The following is a 19,799-nucleotide window of genomic DNA, read 5'->3' as shown; positions in this document are numbered from 1 at the left end:
GCCTTCAGCCGGCGGCGGCCGGCAGGTCTCGAGACGGGGCTGGCGCGTCCGTCATCACGCAGTTGCGCCCCGCCAGTTTGGCGGCATAGAGAAGATCGTCGGCACGCCTCAGCAGCGTCTCCAGCGAGGGTTGTTCAGCCGTTTGCGCCACGGCCACCCCGAAGCTGGCTGTCATGCGGCAGGACACGTCGGCGCCCGTGGGTACCGTCATGCCGGCGATGCGCTGGCGCAGGCGCTCTGCCAGCAGGCGCGCCTGCTCTTGCGAGTCTGCCCACGCCATCACCGCAAATTCCTCGCCGCCGATGCGTGCCACCGTATCGGGGGACTGCCCATCGGTGCGGCACAGGCGGGCGACGGCACGCAGCGCCTCGTCGCCGACGGCGTGACCATAGGTGTCGTTGATGCGCTTGAAGTGGTCGATGTCAAACATGACCAGCGCAATCAGCGGCGCCTGCGGTTGCAGCGTGTCGCACATGGCGCTTGCGCGGTCCTCGAATGCGCGTCGGTTGAGCAGTTTGGTGAGCGGGTCGGTCTGTGCCATGCGTTCGAGTTCGCGCATGAGATGGGCGCGCTCCCGCTCGAGCCGTTGGCGTTCGATGCTGTTGACGCGCAGCACGCGGATCGCGTCGAACATTGCGCGGATCTCGCGCCGGGCGAAGCCGGTCGGAATGTGCACGCCGAGATCGTCACGCGCGATGGCATCGATGAGCCGCGTGGCGTTGACGAACGGCCCCACCACGTCACGCCGGAACGAAAGCGTCATCCACGCGAGGGCCCCCAGCACCGACAGCACCGCGACGGCCGAGCCGAGCAAGACCAGGAGCATCGCGCGCCGGTGCGCTTGAATGTCCTGGCCGGCCAGTTGCAGCACGCTGTCGCGGAAATCGGTGATGGCGCGCATGGTGGGCACGTAGCGCTCGGCGAATTGTCCGGTGGTGATATCGACGCCTCCGGGGCGACTGGCCAGGGCGCGCACGCTCTGCAGATAATCCAGGCCCTCACCGAAGTACTGCGTGGCGAGCGCCTCGATGGCGCGCCGGTCCAGCCCCGGTCGCCGTGCAATACGCGTGTCGATCATGGCGCGAAGCTGGTCGATGCGGCCGCGCGTGCGCTCGATGGCGTACTGCTCATCCAGCGTCAGCATGCGGTGCATGGCCAGTGCGCCAGTCAGGCGCGAGCCGATCTGGCCGGCGTACTCGCGCAGATCGGCGGACAGCCGCGCCAGCGTGAGGCAGTTCAGTGCCTCCGGGTCGCCGCGCGTGATGCTGGCCGTGCGCGCGTTGACGACCGGCAGAAACTTCGGAATGACCGCAATCATGCGGTCCACTGCATCGGCAAGGGCACGGCTGCCGCGCGCGTGCAGCGGCTGGACGATCAGCCGGTCGATGTTCTGGCGCGCGCTGACCAGGTCGGCTTGCGCGCCGCGCACGGCGTCGGCGTCGGCCGCACAGGCGGGGCAGCGCTCGGGGCGCAGCGCTTCGAGCAGTTGGGCGATGCGCTCATCGCTGGCGGCACGCGCGCGCCGCAGTGCCGCCACGCGTTCGGCGGGTAGCGGCAGGTCTTCGCCGAGCACGCCATTGGTCGGGCCGCGCTCGGCCGAGACCTTTTCCATGACCAGGAGCGACCGCTGCAGCGCATGGAAGCTGATTGCGGCCTCGTCGGCCCGGCCATAGGCGTGCCATGCGTAGCCGAGCAGCCAGCACGACAGCAACAGCACCGGGACGAGGACGATGGCAACGCTGGCGCCAAAGCGCTTGTCCATCGACGTTTCAGGGGACATGAACGGAAGCGGGGGTGTCTGGGCAGGCGGCTCGGGTGTGAGGGGGCGACAGGGCCGGTGTCCATCCTGGCACGCGGCACCTGCTCAGGCTAACGGCAGGATGCGTGGCATCTTTACCGTGCCATTGAACCGTCCCGTAGGGCGCACATTGCAAACAAATGAAAAGTCCGCGGTGCGGGGCGGCAACCCCTCAGTCTTGCCGTCGTTGACGCTCAACATGGCTTTATCGATGAGCAAGCGCGGGAGGAGCAGTTCGCCGTGGGGTGATTGCCGCTGGTCGAGATTTACTCAACGCTGAACCGGTGGGCCGCTATCCATAGGCGTTCCGGGCGGCGTTGCGCAGCCAACTTTGAATGCTGGGTTCGCTTAACGTTGAACTCGCTGCGTCTTGGTTCACGTGACTCTGAACCTTGCACGGTGAACGAAAGCGATCCATTGGGTTCGTGATGTCCGGTTCGGGCCCGAAGCCGCCACTTGCGGGGCAGGAGATCAACTGCGGCTTCCGACCCGCCGCAGCCGCTTGAACCGCGGCGGTCGCTGGCTGCTTTACAGCGGCAGCCTGCGATGCCCAAATCATGACGCGCCGCTGACCCAACGCTCGATGGCCGCTCAGTCGGCGCGTACCTGTGTCGTGCCATCGACGGCGCGACCAGGATGACCGGTCGCGATGACCGGGCGGACGTTACGCCTTAGCGAGCCGCTCCTTGGCCAGTCTCGTGCCTTCTGCCAGCGCTTCCAGCTTGCGCCACGCCACGTCCCGCGCCATCGGCGCCAGGCCGCAGTTCGTGCACGGGAACAGTCGCTCCTTCGGCACGAACGCCAGCGCCCGGCCGATGGTGTCAGCCACTTCCTCAGGTGTCTCTACCACGTCGCTGGCCACATCGATCACGCCGACCAGCACGTCCTTGCCGACCAGCAACTTCATCAGGTCGGGCGGCACATGGGAGTGGATGCATTCCAGGCTCACCTGGTCGATGCGGCTGCGGGCAAGCGCGGGGAATACCGCCTCGTACTGACGCCATTCGTCGCCCAGGGTGCGCTTCCAGTCGGTATTGGCCTTGATGCCGTAGCCGTAGCAGATGTGCACCGCCGTCGTACAGGTCAAGCCCTGCGCCGCGCGCTCGAGCGCCTGCACGCCCCAGTCAGCGGCGTCCTTCATGTAGACATTGAACGCGGGTTCGTCGAACTGGATGATGTCCACGCCATCGGCTTGCAGCGCGAGCGCTTCCTGGTTGAGCAATTCCGCAAACGCGAAGGCTATCTTGACCTTGTCGCCGTAGAAGCGGTCTGCCACGGTGTCGACAATGGTCATGGGGCCGGGCAGCGTGAACTTCAGCTTCTTCTTCGTGTGGGCGCGCGCCAGCTGCGCTTCGAAAGCGTGCACGCGGCCCTTCAGGCGTAGGGCCGAAACCACCTGCGGCACCATCGCGTCGTAGCGGTTGTCGCGGATGCCCATCTTCACCTTGTGCTCGAAGTCGATGCCCTCGACCTGCTCCAGGAAGCCGTGCACGAAGTGTTGGCGCGATTGCTCGCCGTCGCACACGATGTCCAGGCCTGCGTCTTCCTGGGCTTTGATCCACAGCAGCGTCGCGTCGGCCTTGGCCTGGAGCAGCGCATCGCCTTCAGCCCTCCACTGAGGCCAGAGTTTGTTGGTTTCAGCCAGCCAGGCAGGCTTCGGCAGGCTGCCGGCGATGGAGGTTTCAAACATCGGAGGATTCCTTTCAAGAAAGATGGGTGTGGCAAACGTGCTTCGGGACCGTTTTGCCAGAGCAGCCGCGGGATGGTGTGTTATGTGGGGCAGGACTGCCGGCAGCGCCGATGCGAGTGCCGCTAGACAGGGTCATTCGCTTCGGCAAGCCTGGTCAACGAGATGTGGGAAGAATGGCCCATGTATTTTGGCCAGTCAGAGCGCGAAATCGGTCGCCCATTGTTCAAGGACGCGCTTATAGGGCTTGATGAAATGCTCCTCTGCAAACTTCCCTTGTTTGACAGCCAGCTGGCTGCGTTCTTCCCGGTCATAGACAATCTGCGTCAATGAGTAATCCTGATGCTTCAGGCTCGGTTGATAGCGATTTCCTGCTGCAGCATTGGCGTTGTAAATTTCCGGACGATAAATCTTTTGAAAGGTCTCCATGGTGCTGATGGTGCCGATCAATTCGAGATTCGTGTAATCACCCAGCAGGTCGCCTTGAAAGTAGAAAGCCAAGGGTGCAACGCCATTCGGCGGCATGAAAAACCGAACCTGCATCCCCATCTTTGCGAAATACTGGTCAGTTGAGGACAGTGCATTCTGTTGGTACTCCACACCCAGTACGGGATGCTGGTTCCCGGTCCGCCGATAGGTCTTGCTGGTCGAGGCGCTGATGCAGATGACAGGCGGCTTGCTGAAGCGCTCCTTGTAAGCGCGCGAGTAGACAAATTGCTGGAACAGCTTGCCATGCAAGTCGCCAAAATCGTCTGGAGTGCTGAATTCCGCTCGATGGGCGTTGTACTCCGGAAGCAGGACGCTGAAGTCGTAATCGCGCACATAGGAAGAAAAATTGTTTCCCGCGATGCCGTCGATGCGCTTGTTTGTTGTCCTGTCGAGAATGCTGGTTTTCAGTATCTCGATCAGCGGAAAAACATCGTTGCTGCTTTGGGCGTCAAGGTTCATCTCGACAGAGATGATCTCGAGTTCGACAGCGTAGCGATCTCCCGTGGGATTGTCCCAATGCGCCAAATCATTGAAGCGATTGTCAATCATCCGCAGTGTGTTGCGCAGGTTCTGCTGCCGATTCTTTCCACGGGCCAGGTTGGCAAAGTTTGTGGTGATGCGAGTGCTGTCCGATGGCTGATAGTTTTCATCGAAACAAATGCTTTTGAGGCTAAAGGTGAGTTCTTGGTGCATTGTGATCCAGTGACCTAATTTCGGAGAGAAAAGCCAATTCGTGTTTCAGGCCACAACCACCGCATCGGCCAGAGACGACCTGGCGTGGTGCGTCAATTCGACCAACGGCAATGCCCGTTGGACGGCCAGTCTTGCCCGCTCAATCAGGGCCTCGTCCTGCAGGCGGTAATCCACGAAATCCTTGTCGGTCGCATAGACGCCCAGCGGCAATGTGCGTGCCTGGAAAAAGCTGAACAGCGGCCGCAACTGGTGGTCGATCACCAGGGCATGGCGCTCACTCCCGCCAGTGGCTGCCAACAGAACGGGTTTGTCGATCAGGGCGTCCTGGTGGATGAAGTCGAAGAAATGCTTGAACAGCCCGGTGTAAGAGCCGCGGTAGACGGGCGTTGCCACCACCAGGACGTCAGCTTGCTCGACCGCCGCGAGTTCCCGCTCCACCGTATCGGGCAGTTGGGATCGCCAGACCGCGCCGGCAAGCTGTGGCGCGAGTTCGCCCAGTTCGATCAGGCGTTGTTGGCACGGAACTTCGTCGGCGATCAGATCCAGCAGGTGCTCTGCCAGGGCTGCAGCCTTGGAGGGGCGTTGCAGTCCGCCGGAAACCGCTACTACTCGAAGTGGACGTGTCATTTTTTTTTCTTTCAGATGGCTGCGATCGAACAATCGGAACGCATGGTATTGATGTGGATCAATGAAGTAAAATGGTTTTATTTCACAAATTCATGAATAGGAATCATGTGAATGCTTGAGCGCATCCACCTCAGCATCGTTCAGCAGGTCGAGAAGCAAGGGTCGTTGACGGCCGCCGCAGGCGTACTGAACCTGACCCAGTCGGCCCTGAGCCACAGCATGAAGAAACTAGAGCTTCAGCTGGGCACCGACATTTGGCTGCGCGAAGGACGAAGCCTGCGCCTGACGCAGGCCGGCCAATATCTGCTGGCCGTGGCGAACCGGGTGCTGCCGCAACTGGATCTGGCCGAAGAGCGCCTCGGCCAATTCGCGCAGGGCGAGCGCGGGGCGCTGCGTATCGGCATGGAATGCCATCCCTGCTACCAGTGGCTGCTCAAAGTGGTGTCTCCCTATCTGGCCGCATGGCCCGACGTGGATGTGGACGTCAAGCAGAAGTTTCAGTTCGGCGGGATCGGTGCGCTGTTCGGCTACGAGATCGACCTGCTGGTCACGCCGGACCCGTTGTTCAAGCCGGGGCTGAAGTTCGAACCCGTATTCGACTACGAGCAGGTGCTGGTCGTGGCGCGGGGCCATGCCCTGGCTTCGGCGGCCTATGTGAAACCCCGGCAGCTGACCCGGGAAGTGCTCATCAGCTACCCCGTGGACATCGAGCGCCTGGACATATACAGCCAGTTCCTGTTGCCGGCCGGTGTAACGCCCAGGCGCCACAAAGCCATCGAAACCACCGACATCATGCTGCAGATGGTGGCCAGCGGCCGCGGCGTGGCCGCCCTGCCGCGCTGGCTGGTCGAGGAATACGCGGCCAAGATCGACGTGGTACCCGTGCGGCTGGGCGCGCGCGGCATCGCCAAGCAAATCTTCCTGGGCGCACGCGAAGCGGACACCGCCATTGACTACGTGCGGGCCTTCATTGAACTGGCCCGCCAGCCTGCAATCGCTACCAAGACTGCCATTGCCCAAGGAGCCAAGGGATGAACACCGATCGGCAAGCTGGGTGGTTACCGGGCGCGCTTGCCGTCATCTTCCTTCCATGAGGGTGGCGCTTTGAGCGGCCGATCGTTGCGTAACCCTATGAAATTGAAAGGAATGTTTGGTTCTGGTGTGCGCTGAGGCTCTGGGATGAGTTCGAAGCTGGGTGAACACAGGCCAGCGTTGCGTGAATCTCGACAAAAACTTCGGTTTCCCCCGTTCTTGAAATCGTCATACCCCGTCCCTATAATTAGCACTCGCCGGGCAGGAGTGCTAACAACGCCTCCGGTTCCCGATGCTTTCCCGATGCGCCGCGTTCTGCGGCGCGTTTTGTGAATAAACACTCACTTTGCATTGAGGAGTTGTGTATGAACCTGCGTCCTTTGCACGACCGCGTGATCGTGAAGCGCCTGGACAACGAGACGAAGACCGCTTCGGGCATCGTCATCCCCGACGCCGCCGCTGAAAAGCCGGATCAAGGCGAAGTGCTGGCCGTCGGCCCGGGCAAGAAAGACGACAAGGGCAATGCGATCGCGCTGGACGTGAAGGTCGGCGACCGCGTGCTGTTCGGCAAGTACGCCGGCCAGTCCGTCAAGGTGGATGGCCAGGAAGTCCTGGTCATGCGCGAAGAAGACATCATGGCCGTGGTGCAAAAGTAAGCACGCGCTCCGTCGCATCGCTTACCCGTAACCCAATCCTCATTGCCGGCGCCGCTGACTGAGCGCGCGGGCAACATCCAAAGATTTCGGAGATTCTCAAGATGGCAGCTAAAGACGTAGTGTTCGGCGACGCCGCACGTGCCAAGATGGTCGAAGGCGTGAACATTCTCGCCAACGCAGTCAAGGTGACCCTGGGCCCGAAGGGCCGTAACGTGGTGCTGGAGCGCAGCTTCGGTGGCCCGACCGTGACCAAGGACGGTGTGTCGGTCGCCAAGGAAATCGAGCTGAAGGACAAGCTGCAGAACATGGGCGCGCAAATGGTCAAGGAAGTCGCTTCCAAGACCAGCGACAACGCCGGTGACGGCACCACCACCGCAACGGTGCTGGCCCAGTCGATCGTGCGCGAAGGCATGAAGTACGTTGCCGCCGGCATGAACCCGATGGACCTGAAGCGCGGCATCGACAAGGCCGTGACGGCCGCCGTTGAAGAGCTGAAGAAGATCAGCAAGCCGACGACCACCAGCAAGGAAATCGCTCAAGTTGGCGCCATCTCGGCCAACAGCGATGAATCCATCGGCCAGCGCATCGCTGAAGCCATGGACAAGGTTGGCAAGGAAGGCGTGATCACCGTGGAAGACGGCAAGTCGCTGGCCGACGAGCTGGACGTCGTGGAAGGCATGCAGTTCGACCGCGGCTACCTGTCGCCGTACTTCATCAACAACCCGGAAAAGCAAGTTGTCCAGCTGGACAACCCGTTCGTGCTGCTGTTCGACAAGAAGATCAGCAACATCCGCGACCTGCTGCCGGTGCTGGAGCAAGTGGCCAAGGCTGGCCGTCCGCTGCTGATCATCGCTGAAGACGTCGAAGGCGAAGCCCTGGCAACGCTGGTGGTGAACAACATCCGTGGCATCCTGAAGACCGCCGCCGTCAAGGCTCCGGGCTTCGGCGACCGCCGCAAGGCCATGCTGGAAGACATCGCCATCCTGACGGGCGGCCAAGTCATCGCTGAAGAAGTCGGCCTGACGCTGGAAAAGGCGACCCTGAACGACCTGGGCCAAGCCAAGCGCGTTGAAATCGGCAAGGAAAACACCACGATCATCGATGGCGCAGGCGACGCCCGCAACATCGAAGCCCGCGTGAAGCAAGTGCGTGCCCAGATCGAAGAAGCGACTTCGGACTACGACCGTGAGAAGCTGCAAGAGCGCGTGGCCAAGCTGGCCGGCGGTGTTGCCGTGATCAAGGTTGGCGCTGCCACCGAAGTCGAAATGAAGGAAAAGAAGGCCCGCGTGGAAGATGCGCTGCACGCAACGCGCGCTGCCGTGGAAGAAGGCATCGTGGCTGGCGGCGGTGTTGCACTGCTGCGCGCCCGTGCACTGATCTCCGGTCTGAAGGGTTCCAACCCTGATCAAGACGCCGGCATCAAGATCGTGCTGCGCGCCATGGAAGAGCCGCTGCGCCAGATCGTCACCAACGCTGGCGACGAGGCTTCGGTTGTGGTGTCGAAGGTGATCGAAGGCAAGGGCAACTACGGCTACAACGCCGCCACCGGCGAGTACGGTGACCTGGTGGAAATGGGCGTGCTGGACCCGACCAAGGTGACCCGCACCGCGCTGCAGAACGCCGCTTCGGTTGCTTCGCTGATGCTGACCACGGACTGCGCCGTGGCAGAACTGCCGAAGGACGATGCAGCTCCGGCAATGCCGGGCGGCATGGGTGGCATGGGCGGCATGGACGGCATGATGTAATTTGCCGCACCGGCCCTGGCCCGGCCATCCTCCGGGATGGCTGTTCCAAACAAAAAACCCCGCGGGTGCGAGCCTGCGGGGTTTTTTGTTGCCGGTGTGCCATTGACGCGCGAGCGCATCTCGTCCGATTCCCCGCGACTGCGTCATCCATCTGATGGATTTCGGCCGACTCCGCCGCCACCAACAATGCGTTGCGGGGGGAGTTGATCATGCGAGAGGCGGAGTCCGGCGTCGTGGAGGCATTGGTGGGCGTGCTGCCGTCAGCCCTGGCACGCTGGCTGCCGAATCCGATGACGATCGTGCGCGTATGCCGCTTTGGGGTGTCTGGCGTGGCGGCGACCGGCGTGCATGTGGCGATTGCAACCTCGCTCATCAACGGCCTCTCTGCTTCACAGGTGACCGCAAACGGGGTGGCGTTTGTCTGTGCCAACGTCTGCTCGTATCTGCTCAACGCGTTCTGGAGCTTTTCCGCCAAGCCGGGACGTGCCAACTTCCTGCGCTTCTATGCGGTGTCGCTGCTCGGACTGGCGCTGACGCTGGCCATCTCGTGGCTTGCGCAGACGCTGGGTCTGACTTACTGGGCCGGGCTCGTCGCCATCCTGCTCGCGGTGCCGCCCCTCACCTTCGTGCTGCACCGGTTCTGGACGTTTCGCTGAGCCCTGCATCATGCGCGGGTGCATGGCGCTCGCGCCGCGCATTGCAGTGCCACGCCACAAGCCGCGTCGCGTTTCACCGCTGAATCATACCTACGGCCAGTTTCGCACTTCGCCTGCGGCGGCTACAACTGACGTGAAAGGGACGGGGAAGCCTGCATGCGACAGGTGTTTCGCATCAGGTTGTCAGTACGGCAGCCGGTCAGCATTCACGCCGGCGGAGGTGAAGGCATATGCGCACGCATAACAAGCACAGAGAACGAGGGGCAGTGCTTCCGATGGTTGGGCTGATCCTTGCCGTGTTGCTGGGCATGGCGGGACTGGTCGTCGACCTGAGTGGGCTGTTTGTCGCCAAGACGGAGCTGCAGTCGGCCGTGGACAGTTGCGCCCTGGCCGCCGCGCAAGAGCTGGATGGTGCGACGGATGCGCTGACACGGGCGACCAGTGCCGGAAAGACCGCAGGCAACGCGAACAAGGTCGTCTACCAGAAGACCTCTGCATCCATCACGGACGCGGACATCACCTTCAGCACTTCATTGACAGGCCTGTACAGTCCCGCTGGAAGCGCCTCGACGACGTCCAGCTACGTGAAGTGCAATCACGCGACGAGTGGCATCGTGGCGTATCTGATCAAGATGGTGGGCGGGGCCTCCAGCAACGCGGTTGCCGCACTGGCGGTGGCAACGCGCGTGCATGCGCAGAGCACGTGCCCGATCCCGGTCGGCCTGCTGCCGAAGTCGGGCGGTGCGGCGCCAGACTACGGCTACCAGAAGGGCGAGTGGGTCAGCATGCTGTATTCCGGTGGCTCACCCACGCCGGGCGAGATGGGCTGGTACAACCTCGATGGCTCCACCAATGCCAGCGAGACGAAATCCGAGATGAACGTCGGCTACTGCAATTCGAAGGTCGGCGACTCGCTGGGCACACCCGGCGCGAAGGTCGCGGTCGATGATGCATGGAATGCCCGCTTCGGTATCTACAAGAACAAGTTCACCGCAGCCGATCTCCGGCCCGATTTCACGGGCTATGCCTATACGTCCACCAACTGGAAGAATGCCGTGCCCCAGAACGCCTACAGCGGCACACCCGCTGCGGGCTCCGATGCGACTGCCGCCAACTTCAAGACCAAACGGCTCGCATACGCCAACTACGCGAATACTGGAACCACAGTCCAGGCTGGTAACGTCATCACTGGCCTGAATATCAAGGGCGGCTATCAGAACCTTGCCACGAGCGGGTCGACCGGCGATCTTGCGACCTACGGGACCAGCCGGCGTATCGTGCTGGTGCCCGTCGTGTCGTCGGCCTCGAAGATCATGGACTACGCCTGCATGCTCATGCTGCAGCCCGTGGACGGTCCGACCACGACCATTCAGTTCGAATACCTGGGCAACGGAGGGAGCGTCGGCAGCCCATGCACGCCGAGCGGTCTGGCCGGCGGCAACGTCGGCCCGCTCGTTCCGGCACTGGTGGAGTAGGAGCGCGCCATGAAGACACGACAACGCGGCGTCGCAGTGGTCGAACTGGCCATCACGCTCAGCTTGCTGCTGGCGATCACCTTCGCCATCACGGAGTTCGGCAGGGCCATCTATACGTACAACACGCTGGCCAAAGCCGCGCGAGATGCGACCCGCTATCTGAGTACGCAGGCGGCGGGCAATGCCAGCGCGTATGCAACAGCGCAGAACCTGGTGGTCTATGGCACGCCAACGCCCGCCAGCACGCAGCCAACGCTGGTGCCTGGACTCAAGGCCAGCATGGTCGCCATCTGCGATGCGTCGAACACAAGCTGCACGTCGAATATTGCGCAAGGCACCAACCCCGCGATCAACACGGTCACCGTAACGATCACAGGCTACACCTTCAATCCGGTGATCGACATGCTGGCCTTCACGCGCTTCTATTCAGGCGGCAGCGGGTCGCTCACCTCGTTCCCATTCGGGAACATCTCCGTGACCATGAGGCAGTCCTATGAATAAGCACCAGAAAGGTACGACGGCGGTCGAGTTTGCCATTGTGGCGGCGCTCTTTCTGACGGTGCTGCTCGCCATCCTCGACTTTGGGCGCATTCTCTTCACCTGGAATGCGGTGGGTGAGGCGACCCGCTGGGGGGCGCGTCAGGCCGTGGTCTGCGCGCAGGGTTCGACGTCCGTGGTTGCCAAGATGCAGACGATCCTGCCTGCGCTCACGTCGTCCAACGTGACCGTGCAGTGGTACGACACCAGCGGGACCCCAAGCTCGACGTGCGACGCAACGAACTGCGGTGGTGTCGCCGTCAGCGTCACGGGGATGTCGGTTGCGGCCTATTCGCCAGCCACCTGGATCGGCTTCTCGCAACTGGCCGTACCGAGTTTCTCCACCTACCTGCCACGTGAAGTCATGGGGCAGGATCCCAACAGCAGCGCTGTTTGCTCCTGATCGGCCGCGTGGCTTGCGGGGTGCGTATCCGAGACCTCGTGGATCACCATCGCTGCGGGCCGGCAGCGCCTGCGGCGCGCATGGGCCCCCGCGGTTGATACGCTGCGGGCGCTGGCCTGCTGTCTTCATGTCGCCACAGGCAGTCAGCAAGCAAAGGAACGCCTGCTGCGCCGAAAGCTCCCGTGAGTGTCGGTCACCAGGCGCAGCAGGCGGCAAACGCGGTGCGCTGGGACAAGCCTCCCTCTTTTTTTCCACCTTGCTGCGGAGAACCAAGACGCCGCGTAGGGCAGAAGGTCAACAGTCCGGTCGTCTGCGCACCGGCCACGACAACAAGGCCTGCCCCGCGAGACGTTGGCCTTTGTCTCATGGCGTCCTGTCTTCGATGGCACCTCGACACCTTGCAAGCGGACGGATCGAAGACGGAGGCGTCTCTGACGGCAGCGCGGTTGCGCTGTCTCTTCCGTCTGGCGACACAGATGCGAGGAGATTCCGCGCTCTCTGGCGCGCGTTTCCTTGCTGACTGCCTGTGGCCGCACCGCGAAAGCGGCTTCGCCCCGGGAGGCGGTAAAAAGGGATGCGCCGGCGACATCGCGCCGCCACTGCCGCCACTGCCGCCACGTGTTGCCATCCAGACGATCGCCATCAGGCCCTGAAAGTGGGAGCATCCCGGCCCGATCGAACCCGTCTTGCACAACGGAAAAAACCCGGCGCGCGTCCGGGAACTGGACCACCGTTCCGGCGCGGTGCGCCGGATGACGGTCCGGGGGCCTTTGCCGCCAGGCTAGCCGCGGCCTCTCATGTCAGCCTCCCTGGCCGGTCATGGTTGGCAGCAGCACGCGGTAGATCTGGATGAACGCCGGGCCAAGCAACACCAGCAGCAGCGTTGGAAAGATGAAGAAGATCAGCGGGAAAAGCAGCTTGAGCGCAATCTTTGCGGCCTGTTCTTCGGCGAGCATCCGACGCTTGGTGCGCAGCATGTCGGACAGCACGCGCAGCGAATCGGCCAGGCTCGTCCCGAAGCGGTCGGCCTGGATCAGCATCGAGGCAAACCGGTCGACATCTTCCACGCCCGTACGCAGCGCTAGGTTGGTGAGGGCCTTCTCCTTGGAGAAACCGGAGCGCAGTTCCAGCAGGGTGAGCTCCATCTCTTCGGCCATGACGGGACAGCGCAGCGCGAGCTCATCGGCCACACGCATCATGGCGGCGTCCAGACCCAACCCGGCCTCAACGCATACGGTGAGCAGATCGAGCATGTCGGGAAACTCTTCAAACACGGCGCGCTTGCGTGTTTCGATCCTGCGCGCCAGCACGGCGTTGGGCAGGTAGTAACCGATGGCGCTCAGCAGACCGAGAATGGCAAAAATCAACTCCTGGCTGTGATGTTCCGGCCGGGCGCCCAACACCATCAGACCCAGCAATGGGAGAGCGATCGCCAGCGTCGTCTTGACGCCGAAGTACAAGGATGGGGCCCAGGGCTGGCGCCATCCCGCGTTCATGAAGCGCACGCGCAGCTGCGAGCTGTCCCAGCCTTCTTTGGGCAGGGACAGTTGCGAGACCGGCTTGGCCCACGTCGCCAGCTTTTCGACCCAGGCATGGTCGGGGCCGCCGACCAGGTCGGTACCGATGGTCTGGCCTCCGATCTGCTGTACCCGGCCGCGTGTGCGGCTCGGAGAAAACAGATGCAGCAACCCAAGCGCGCCGCCAAAGGCAGCCACGAAGATCAGTGCGAGGATAAGAAGTTGTCCGGAATTGAGCGCTTGCATGATCGTCTCCCCCCAAAGCGAAATCGTTCCGTCATGTCAGGTTGCATGACGCGTGTACGTCAGACACGGATGCGGATGATCTTTCGCATCCAGATCAGACCAAGCAGCATGTTGAGTAGCGCGACGCCGATCATCTTCAGGCCGATCGGGTCCGTCCACAGCACCTTCATGAAATCCGGGTTGACGATGAGGATCAGCGCGGCCGTGCAGAAGGGCAGCAGGCCCAGGATCCAGGCCGACAGGCGACCCTCGGCTGACAGCACCCGGATCTTGGCGTAGAGCTTCAGGCGCTCGCGCACCAGCATGCCGATGGTGTCGAGAATCTCGGCCAGGTTGCCACCGCTCTCGCGCTGGATGAGCACGGCGATCACGAAGTAGCGCAGGTCGCTCACGGGCACCCGCTTGGCCAGGTTCGTCAGTGCCTCGTCGATCGGCACGCCGTAGTTGATCTCTTCGAAGGTGGTGCGGAACTCCGGGCCCATCGGCTCCTTGATCTCCTGCCCGACCATGCCGAGCGCGCTGGCAAACGAGTGGCCGGCGCGCAGCGCGCGGGCAATCATGTCGACCGCGTCAGGAAGCTGCGCCTCCAGCTTCTTCAGGCGTTTGCGCCGGAGCGACGCAATGTGCAGGGCGGGAAGCGTGGCCGCGAGCAGCGCGCCGGCCGCCACGATGCTGAACGGAAACGGCAGCCAGGCGCCCAGCGCAAGGGTGCACAGCGCGACCAGGGTCGAGTAGCCGAGCAGCTGCGCCACCGACCAGTCGCTGCCGGACTGCTCCAGCCAGCGATCGAGCAGACTCACGCGAGGCAGGCTCATCAGCCAGCGTTGAACCTGCGGCGATTCACTCAGCAAGCGCTTCTTCAGAATCGAGAGTTGGTCTTGCCCGACATGCCCTCCTGCGTACAGGGCCCGGATCCGGGCGTCGACGCGCTTGGCTTCGGGGCCGTGGTTGTTGTTCCACCACTGATAGAGCCCTTCAATGCAGAGGACGACTGCCGCGAAGAGCAGGATCGCGAAGGCGTAGAAGATTTCGTTCATTTGGGGTGCCCCCTTTCAGGATCGGGCCGGTTGCGCTGTCTTCAGGCCTCGAAATGCCGTGCCGGGTCGAATGTTTCGTCCGGCAAGCCCACCCCGAACACGCGCAGGCGTTCGGCAAACTTCGGATAGACCCCCGTGGCGCGGAAGACGCCCTTGACGGCGCCGTCCTGCGCAACGCCCGTGCGCTGGAACGTGAAGATTTCCTGCATGTTGATGACGTCGCCCTCCATGCCGGTGATCTCCTGGATGCTGATCACCTTGCGTCGCCCATCGGTCAGCCGCGCCACCTGGATGATCACCGTGATGGCTGACGCGATCTGCTGCCGGATCGTCTTGGGCGGCAGGTTCAGGCCCGCCATGTTCACCATGTTTTCCATGCGGGTCAGGGCGTCGCGCGCGGTGTTGGCGTGGATGGTGGTGAGCGACCCTTCGTGGCCCGTGTTCATGGCGTTGAGCATGTCCAGCGCCTCGCCGCCGCGCACTTCGCCCAGGATGATGCGGTCGGGCCGCATGCGCAGGGCGTTGCGCACCAGGGCGCGCTGCGTGATCTCGCCCTTGCCTTCAATGTTGGGCGGGCGCGTCTCCAGGCGCAGCACGTGCGGCTGGCGCAGTTGCAACTCGGCCGCGTCTTCGATGGTGATCATCCGCTCATCTGTCGGAATGAAGCCTGACAGGATGTTCAGCAGGGTGGTCTTGCCGCTGCCCGTGCCGCCCGAGACGAGCACGTTGACCTTGGCCTGAGACAACGCCTGCATCAGTTTCGCCATGGGTGGGGTCAGCGTCTTGAGGTCGATCAGGTCCGAGATCTGCAGCGGATTGGCGGCAAACCGCCGGATCGACAGCAGCGGCCCATCGATGGCCGATGGTGGAATGATCGCGTTCACGCGTGAGCCGTCCGGCAGACGGGCATCCACCATCGGGCTGGTTTCATCGATGCGGCGGCCCACCCGCGAGACGATCTTCTCGATCACCTTCATCAGGTGGGCGTCGTCGTAGAAGGTGACATCGGTGAGCTGGAGCTTGCCGCGGCGCTCGACATAGACCTGCTTGGCGGTGTTGACCAGGATGTCCGATACCGTCGGGTCCTGCAGCAGCGGCTCCAGCGGGCCGAAGCCGAACATCTCGTCGTACACGTCGGTGGTCATCTGCCGGCGTTCGGTATCGTTGAGCAGCAGCTTTTCCTCGTCGATGATGCTGTTGACCAGGGTGCCGATCTCGTGCCGGACCTGTTCGGTGGGGAAGCGTGCCAGCCGCTCCAGGTCGACCCGGTCCAGCACGACTTCATGGACGGTCTTCTTGAAATCCCGGTAGGCCGGATGGCCCGCCTGAGGCACGTTCAGCGTGTGTCCGTTCATGGACAGCGGCGGATGGTCCGGGCTGCCGGACAACTGTTCGCGGATTGACATGATGGGCTCCGTCTGCGGGAGAAACTCAAGCAATGTTCGGGGATGACGTCTTCGTGCGCGCGAAGAGCTTGCTCAACGAAAAGCCCTTCTCCTGCGGCGCATGACGCTCGTTCTCGCGTGCCGTCGCGAGGATGTCGGCCAGCGCGACCAGTGCCTTGGCCATGGCACTGTTCCGTTGGCCCTGCGCAATGGGGATGCCCTGGCAGATGGATTCGTCCACCGCCGACGCATCGTCGGGCAGCATGTGGAAGAGCCGCTGGCCAAAGACCTGCTCCAACGTTGCGCGGGGCAGCTCGTCGCGCTTGCCGTGGCGATTGACCAGAATCCGGATCTTGTCGGCCGCGTAGTGCAGGCCGTGCAGGATGTCGAGCAGCCGCCGTCCGGTCCGCGCAAAGGCGATGGTGGGCTGGACAACCACGCAGATCTGGTCGCTGTGGTCGAGCACCGCGATCGAGAGCGGGTTGATGGCCTGCCCGATGTCAACCAGGACAAAGTCGTACAGGGGCGAGACCATCGACAGGACGTACTCGATCTTCTCTTTCTTGATCTCGCCCGCCTTGATCGGGTCGGTGGCGCCTGCCAGCACGTCGAAGCCCTTGGTGACTCGCGTCAGGCAGGCCTCCAGGAAGGCATCGTCCAGCCGGTCCACCTGCGCGCACACCTCTGACAGCGTAGCCGGCGGCGTCTTGCTGCTCACCAGGAAGTGCGTGTCGCTGAACTGGGTGTTGAGGTCGATCAGCAGTACCCGCTTCTGTTCGTGTGTGGCCAGGGTGTAGCCGACGTTGCTGGCGATGAAGCTGGCACCCGCGCCGCCCTTGCTCGAGACGAAGGCAATCACGCGCGCCTCGTCCCTGGCCCTGGGTGTGTGATTGGCTTCCAGTCGCGTGAGTGCTTCGGTCAGCTGTGCTCTTTCCAGCGGCCAGCCGAGGACATCGCTCACACCCGCGCGCAGCGCGCGGATCAGATCGTCTGGCTGCTGGGTCTGCGTGACGAGAATGCACGGCAGGTCGGGATATTGCTGGCGCAATACCTCGATGCCCAGCATCTGCGTAGCGCCACCGCCCGGTTGGTCGATGATCAGTGCATCGGCACCACGCAACTGGCAGGCGTGCGTGGACAGGCTGCCCGGCGTGGCCTGGAGCCGCATCACTTGGTAGTTTCCGCTGGCGGCAACCAGACGCGCGAGTTCCGCCAGACGTTCGCCGTCTTCGGACGCAATCAAGATCTTCAGCATGGCAAAGCTCCCCGTTCGGTCGTGTTTTGTGTGTGTCGCAGCATCGCCTTGCGAATGGGCGGGCGCGGTAGTCGACGCGAGATGGCGGGCGCTGTCCTGGCGCCCGCCAGGTGCCGCTAGCGGAAGCTGCCGCCGATCATGCCCGCGCCGCCGTATCCGCCAGCACCAAAGCCGCTCCCGGTTCCGGTACCCGCGCCGCCCGTGGGGTAGCGCGTCATCGAGCGGTCGTAGTTGGTCATGGCGGAGACCGCTGCCTTGCCGTCATAGCCATCGGCTGCAGGAAGGCCGGCCGGTGCATCCGGGTTGATGACCTGGGCCTGCTTGACGGTCGTGACGGCTTCGCCGAAGTGCTTGTCCCAGATTGGGGTGGTGGTCATGCAGGCGGTCAGGGCCTGGCAGGCCAGGACGACGAGTGCAGCACGTTGCAGGCGTTTGAGATGGGTGTTCATGGCATATCTCCACATGGTTCGCGGTTCAGCGCGTCTGCGTGGTTGTATCGGCTGCGGCAGTCTGCCGGCTCGGCGCCTTGGCGCTGGCCTGGGCCAGGCGCGCGGCGGTGGCTTCAATCCGGGCAATGCGTGCAGCGGTGTCGTCTGCCGGGGCCGGCGCGGCTGAGGCGGCGGGCGTCGCGTCTGGCGCCGGTGCAGCGGCGGCGGGCTTCGCGGGCGCGTCGGTCACGGGCTGCTCCAGGGGCACCGTGCTCACCTGGGCGCGTGGGGCTGGGGCAGCCGGGGCTTGCGGCGCTGGCATGGCCGGAGCCGGTGCCTGTGAGCTCGGCGCGGACGGCGCCGAGGGTGCGGCGGGCGCGGAAGCAGGTGCCTGCGGTGCTGCTGACGGCGCCGGCTTGGCGGCACGGGTCTTGGCTCCGGAGCCTTCCATGTTGCCCGTCATGTAGACAGACAGTTCATCAGGCGTCGAGAAGCTGTCGGTCGGCAGCGGATACGAGGCCGTCTGCATCGGTTGCACCAGGTGCGGCGTGATCACGATGACCAGCTCCGTCAGATCGTGCTGGAACTGGGTGCTGCGGAACAGCGTACCCAGCACCGGCACTTCTCCGGCGCCCGGCAACGCCTTGAGCGAGCCGCGCGCGTTGTCCTGCAGCAGGCCGCCGATGGCAAAGCTCTCGCCGTCGCGCATCTGCACGGTGGTGGAGGCGCGCCGCGTGGTGATGAGCGGCAGAATGGTCTGGCCATTGACGTTCGCACCGGTGACCGTCGCGCCCGTCGGCGACAGCTCGGACACCTCCGGTGCCACCCTCAGGTTGATGCGGCCATTGGCCATGACGGTGGGCGTGAACTTCAGGCCGACACCGAATTCCTCTTCCTGCAGCGTGATGGTCGGCGCGCCGCCCGAGCTGCTGCTCTGCGCGACGGGGATGTAGATCTTGCCGCCCGCCAGGAAGCTGGCCTCCTGCCCGCTGAGGGTGACCAGATTCGGTTCCGCCAGGATCTTCACCAGGCTGTCGTTCTTTTGCGCGTCCAGTTGCGCCTGGAACGGCCGGTTGTTGGCCTTGTTGCCAAAGAACGTGGTGGACGAGCCGGTCAGCAGGGAGGTCAGCAGGCCCCCGCTCCATGATCCGAAGCCGCCCTGGATGTTGAGCGCCGAGCCCAGCTGATTGAGCAGGGTCTTGGAGACTTCCGCGACCTTCACTTCCAGCATCACCTGCTGCGGCGTGTCGACGATCATCATGTTGATGACGTTGCCGCCGGTGGCACCGCCCGCGCCGCCGGCCATGCCGCCCATTCCCGCAGCCGCCGCACCGCCGGACTTGTCGTTGCCGCTCTGTGCGGCGGCGGCATAGGCGCGCGCGATTTCCATCGCCTGCTGCGCAGCCTGCGCGCTCGACACATTGCCGGCAAGCACGAGGCTGTCAGCGGCCGTCATGACGCGGATCTTCGATTCACCCGGCATCAACTGGGCAAGCGATGTCTGCAGGCCGCCCGCATCCGCGTTGACCACCACGTTGACGATGCTGCAGGCACCGCTGCGGCCCTGCACGATCATGTTGGTGGTACCGACGCTGCGGCCAAGCAGATACATCGACTGGGGCGACACCATGGTCGCCTGGACCACGCCCGGGTTACCCAGCGTGCGGTTGCGCACGGGCTCGGGCAGCGAAATGATCGAAGACTTGCCGACCGGCACGACCACGCTGCTTTCGCCGCGCACGGCGCCCGTGCAGTTCGGACCGCGCACGTCGGCCTGCGGTGGCGCGGCCAGGGCAGGGTTCATGCTGATCGTCATCTGCACCGGTGCGGTTGCGCCTGTGCGGGTCTGCACGGCGATCGGCGCGGTGGTGGATCTGGCCATCCCACCGGCCTCGGCGGCCGTCTGCGCGGTTGCATGCGGCGGCATGCAGAGAGCGGCACCGGCTGCACTGGCCAGGACAAGCGCGCGTGCGCTACCGAGGACATGTGCGTTACCCAGCGCGGCATTGGTTTTTTGGTTCGTCTTCATATCTCCCCCCCGGAGAGGCTGCTGCACAAGAACGGATTGCGGTTGAAATACCCGGTGACTGCGTGACCTCGACAAGCGTGTGGATCGACCTTCAGGTGTGGTGC

17 protein-coding genes are annotated in these 19,799 nt (G+C 63.6%); 7 read left to right on the top strand and 10 right to left on the bottom strand.

All coding sequences use genetic code 11. From position 1 onward, the window contains the following. Positions 1–4 precede the first annotated feature (4 nt). The 4 genes from R2N03_RS15315 to msuE form a co-directional block, all read right to left on the bottom strand. Positions 5–1,780, bottom strand: coding sequence for a diguanylate cyclase (locus R2N03_RS15315; protein ID WP_316658496.1), 1,776 nt, complete (start codon positions 1,778–1,780; stop codon positions 5–7). A gap of 682 nt (positions 1,781–2,462) precedes the next feature. Continuing rightward, on the bottom strand, positions 2,463–3,488 hold the full coding sequence (locus R2N03_RS15310) for a methionine synthase (protein WP_316658495.1): 1,026 nt from the start codon (positions 3,486–3,488) through the stop codon (positions 2,463–2,465). A 195-nt stretch (positions 3,489–3,683) separates the two neighbouring features. After that, positions 3,684–4,667, bottom strand: coding sequence for a DUF1852 domain-containing protein (locus R2N03_RS15305; RefSeq protein ID WP_316658494.1), 984 nt, complete (start codon positions 4,665–4,667; stop codon positions 3,684–3,686). Positions 4,668–4,712: 45 nt separating this feature from the next. Then, positions 4,713–5,294 (bottom strand): FMN reductase, encoded by a 582-nt coding sequence (gene msuE / locus R2N03_RS15300; RefSeq protein WP_316658610.1) that lies wholly within the window; start codon positions 5,292–5,294, stop codon positions 4,713–4,715. A 111-nt stretch (positions 5,295–5,405) separates the two neighbouring features. On the opposite strand from msuE, the gene R2N03_RS15295 reads away from it, so the two are divergent. The 7 genes from R2N03_RS15295 to R2N03_RS15265 all read left to right on the top strand — a co-directional run bounded on the left by R2N03_RS15295 (position 5,406) and on the right by R2N03_RS15265 (position 11,798). Continuing rightward, positions 5,406–6,329: a LysR family transcriptional regulator gene (locus tag R2N03_RS15295; RefSeq protein WP_316658493.1), complete on the top strand. Its 924-nt coding sequence runs from the start codon at positions 5,406–5,408 to the stop codon at positions 6,327–6,329. Between the two features lie 362 nt (positions 6,330–6,691). After that, complete coding sequence (gene groES, locus R2N03_RS15290) at positions 6,692–6,982, top strand: co-chaperone GroES (protein WP_021196716.1); 291 nt, start codon at positions 6,692–6,694, stop codon at positions 6,980–6,982. Positions 6,983–7,083: 101 nt separating this feature from the next. Then, positions 7,084–8,727 (top strand): chaperonin GroEL, encoded by a 1,644-nt coding sequence (gene groL / locus R2N03_RS15285; RefSeq protein WP_232042130.1) that lies wholly within the window; start codon positions 7,084–7,086, stop codon positions 8,725–8,727. A 209-nt stretch (positions 8,728–8,936) separates the two neighbouring features. Further along, positions 8,937–9,383: a GtrA family protein gene (locus R2N03_RS15280; protein WP_316658490.1), complete on the top strand. Its 447-nt coding sequence runs from the start codon at positions 8,937–8,939 to the stop codon at positions 9,381–9,383. A 266-nt stretch (positions 9,384–9,649) separates the two neighbouring features. Further along, positions 9,650–10,858 carry a TadE/TadG family type IV pilus assembly protein gene (locus R2N03_RS15275; protein WP_316658489.1) on the top strand — a complete coding sequence of 403 codons (1,209 nt, stop codon included), beginning with the start codon at positions 9,650–9,652 and terminating at the stop codon, positions 10,856–10,858. A 9-nt stretch (positions 10,859–10,867) separates the two neighbouring features. Further along, a complete protein-coding gene (locus tag R2N03_RS15270) occupies positions 10,868–11,359 on the top strand; it encodes a TadE/TadG family type IV pilus assembly protein (protein WP_316658487.1) in 492 nt (163 codons plus the stop codon). Continuing rightward, entirely contained in the window at positions 11,352–11,798 is a 447-nt protein-coding gene (locus R2N03_RS15265) for a TadE/TadG family type IV pilus assembly protein (protein ID WP_316658486.1), read from the top strand. The genes R2N03_RS15270 and R2N03_RS15265 overlap by 8 nt, the downstream gene beginning before the upstream one ends. A gap of 800 nt (positions 11,799–12,598) precedes the next feature. Here the strand turns inward: R2N03_RS15265 and R2N03_RS15260 are convergent. The 6 genes from R2N03_RS15260 to R2N03_RS15235 form a co-directional block, all read right to left on the bottom strand. Next, positions 12,599–13,561, bottom strand: coding sequence for a type II secretion system F family protein (locus R2N03_RS15260; protein WP_316658485.1), 963 nt, complete (start codon positions 13,559–13,561; stop codon positions 12,599–12,601). A 59-nt stretch (positions 13,562–13,620) separates the two neighbouring features. Then, a complete protein-coding gene (locus R2N03_RS15255) occupies positions 13,621–14,598 on the bottom strand; it encodes a type II secretion system F family protein (protein ID WP_316658484.1) in 978 nt (325 codons plus the stop codon). A 41-nt stretch (positions 14,599–14,639) separates the two neighbouring features. After that, entirely contained in the window at positions 14,640–15,953 is a 1,314-nt protein-coding gene (locus R2N03_RS15250; RefSeq protein WP_316658609.1) for a TadA family conjugal transfer-associated ATPase, read from the bottom strand. A gap of 76 nt (positions 15,954–16,029) precedes the next feature. Next, on the bottom strand, positions 16,030–17,238 hold the full coding sequence (locus R2N03_RS15245) for a CpaE/TadZ family protein (RefSeq protein ID WP_316658483.1): 1,209 nt from the start codon (positions 17,236–17,238) through the stop codon (positions 16,030–16,032). Between the two features lie 116 nt (positions 17,239–17,354). After that, a complete protein-coding gene (locus tag R2N03_RS15240) occupies positions 17,355–17,687 on the bottom strand; it encodes a hypothetical protein (RefSeq protein WP_316658481.1) in 333 nt (110 codons plus the stop codon). A 25-nt stretch (positions 17,688–17,712) separates the two neighbouring features. Next, on the bottom strand, positions 17,713–19,695 hold the full coding sequence (locus R2N03_RS15235; protein ID WP_316658480.1) for a type II and III secretion system protein family protein: 1,983 nt from the start codon (positions 19,693–19,695) through the stop codon (positions 17,713–17,715). Between the last annotated feature and the right edge of the window lie 104 nt (positions 19,696–19,799).

The sequence above is a fragment of the Ralstonia condita genome, assembly GCF_958405655.1.
Lineage (GTDB): Bacteria > Pseudomonadota > Gammaproteobacteria > Burkholderiales > Burkholderiaceae > Ralstonia > Ralstonia condita.
This window is presented reverse-complemented; position numbering and strand designations above follow the sequence as displayed.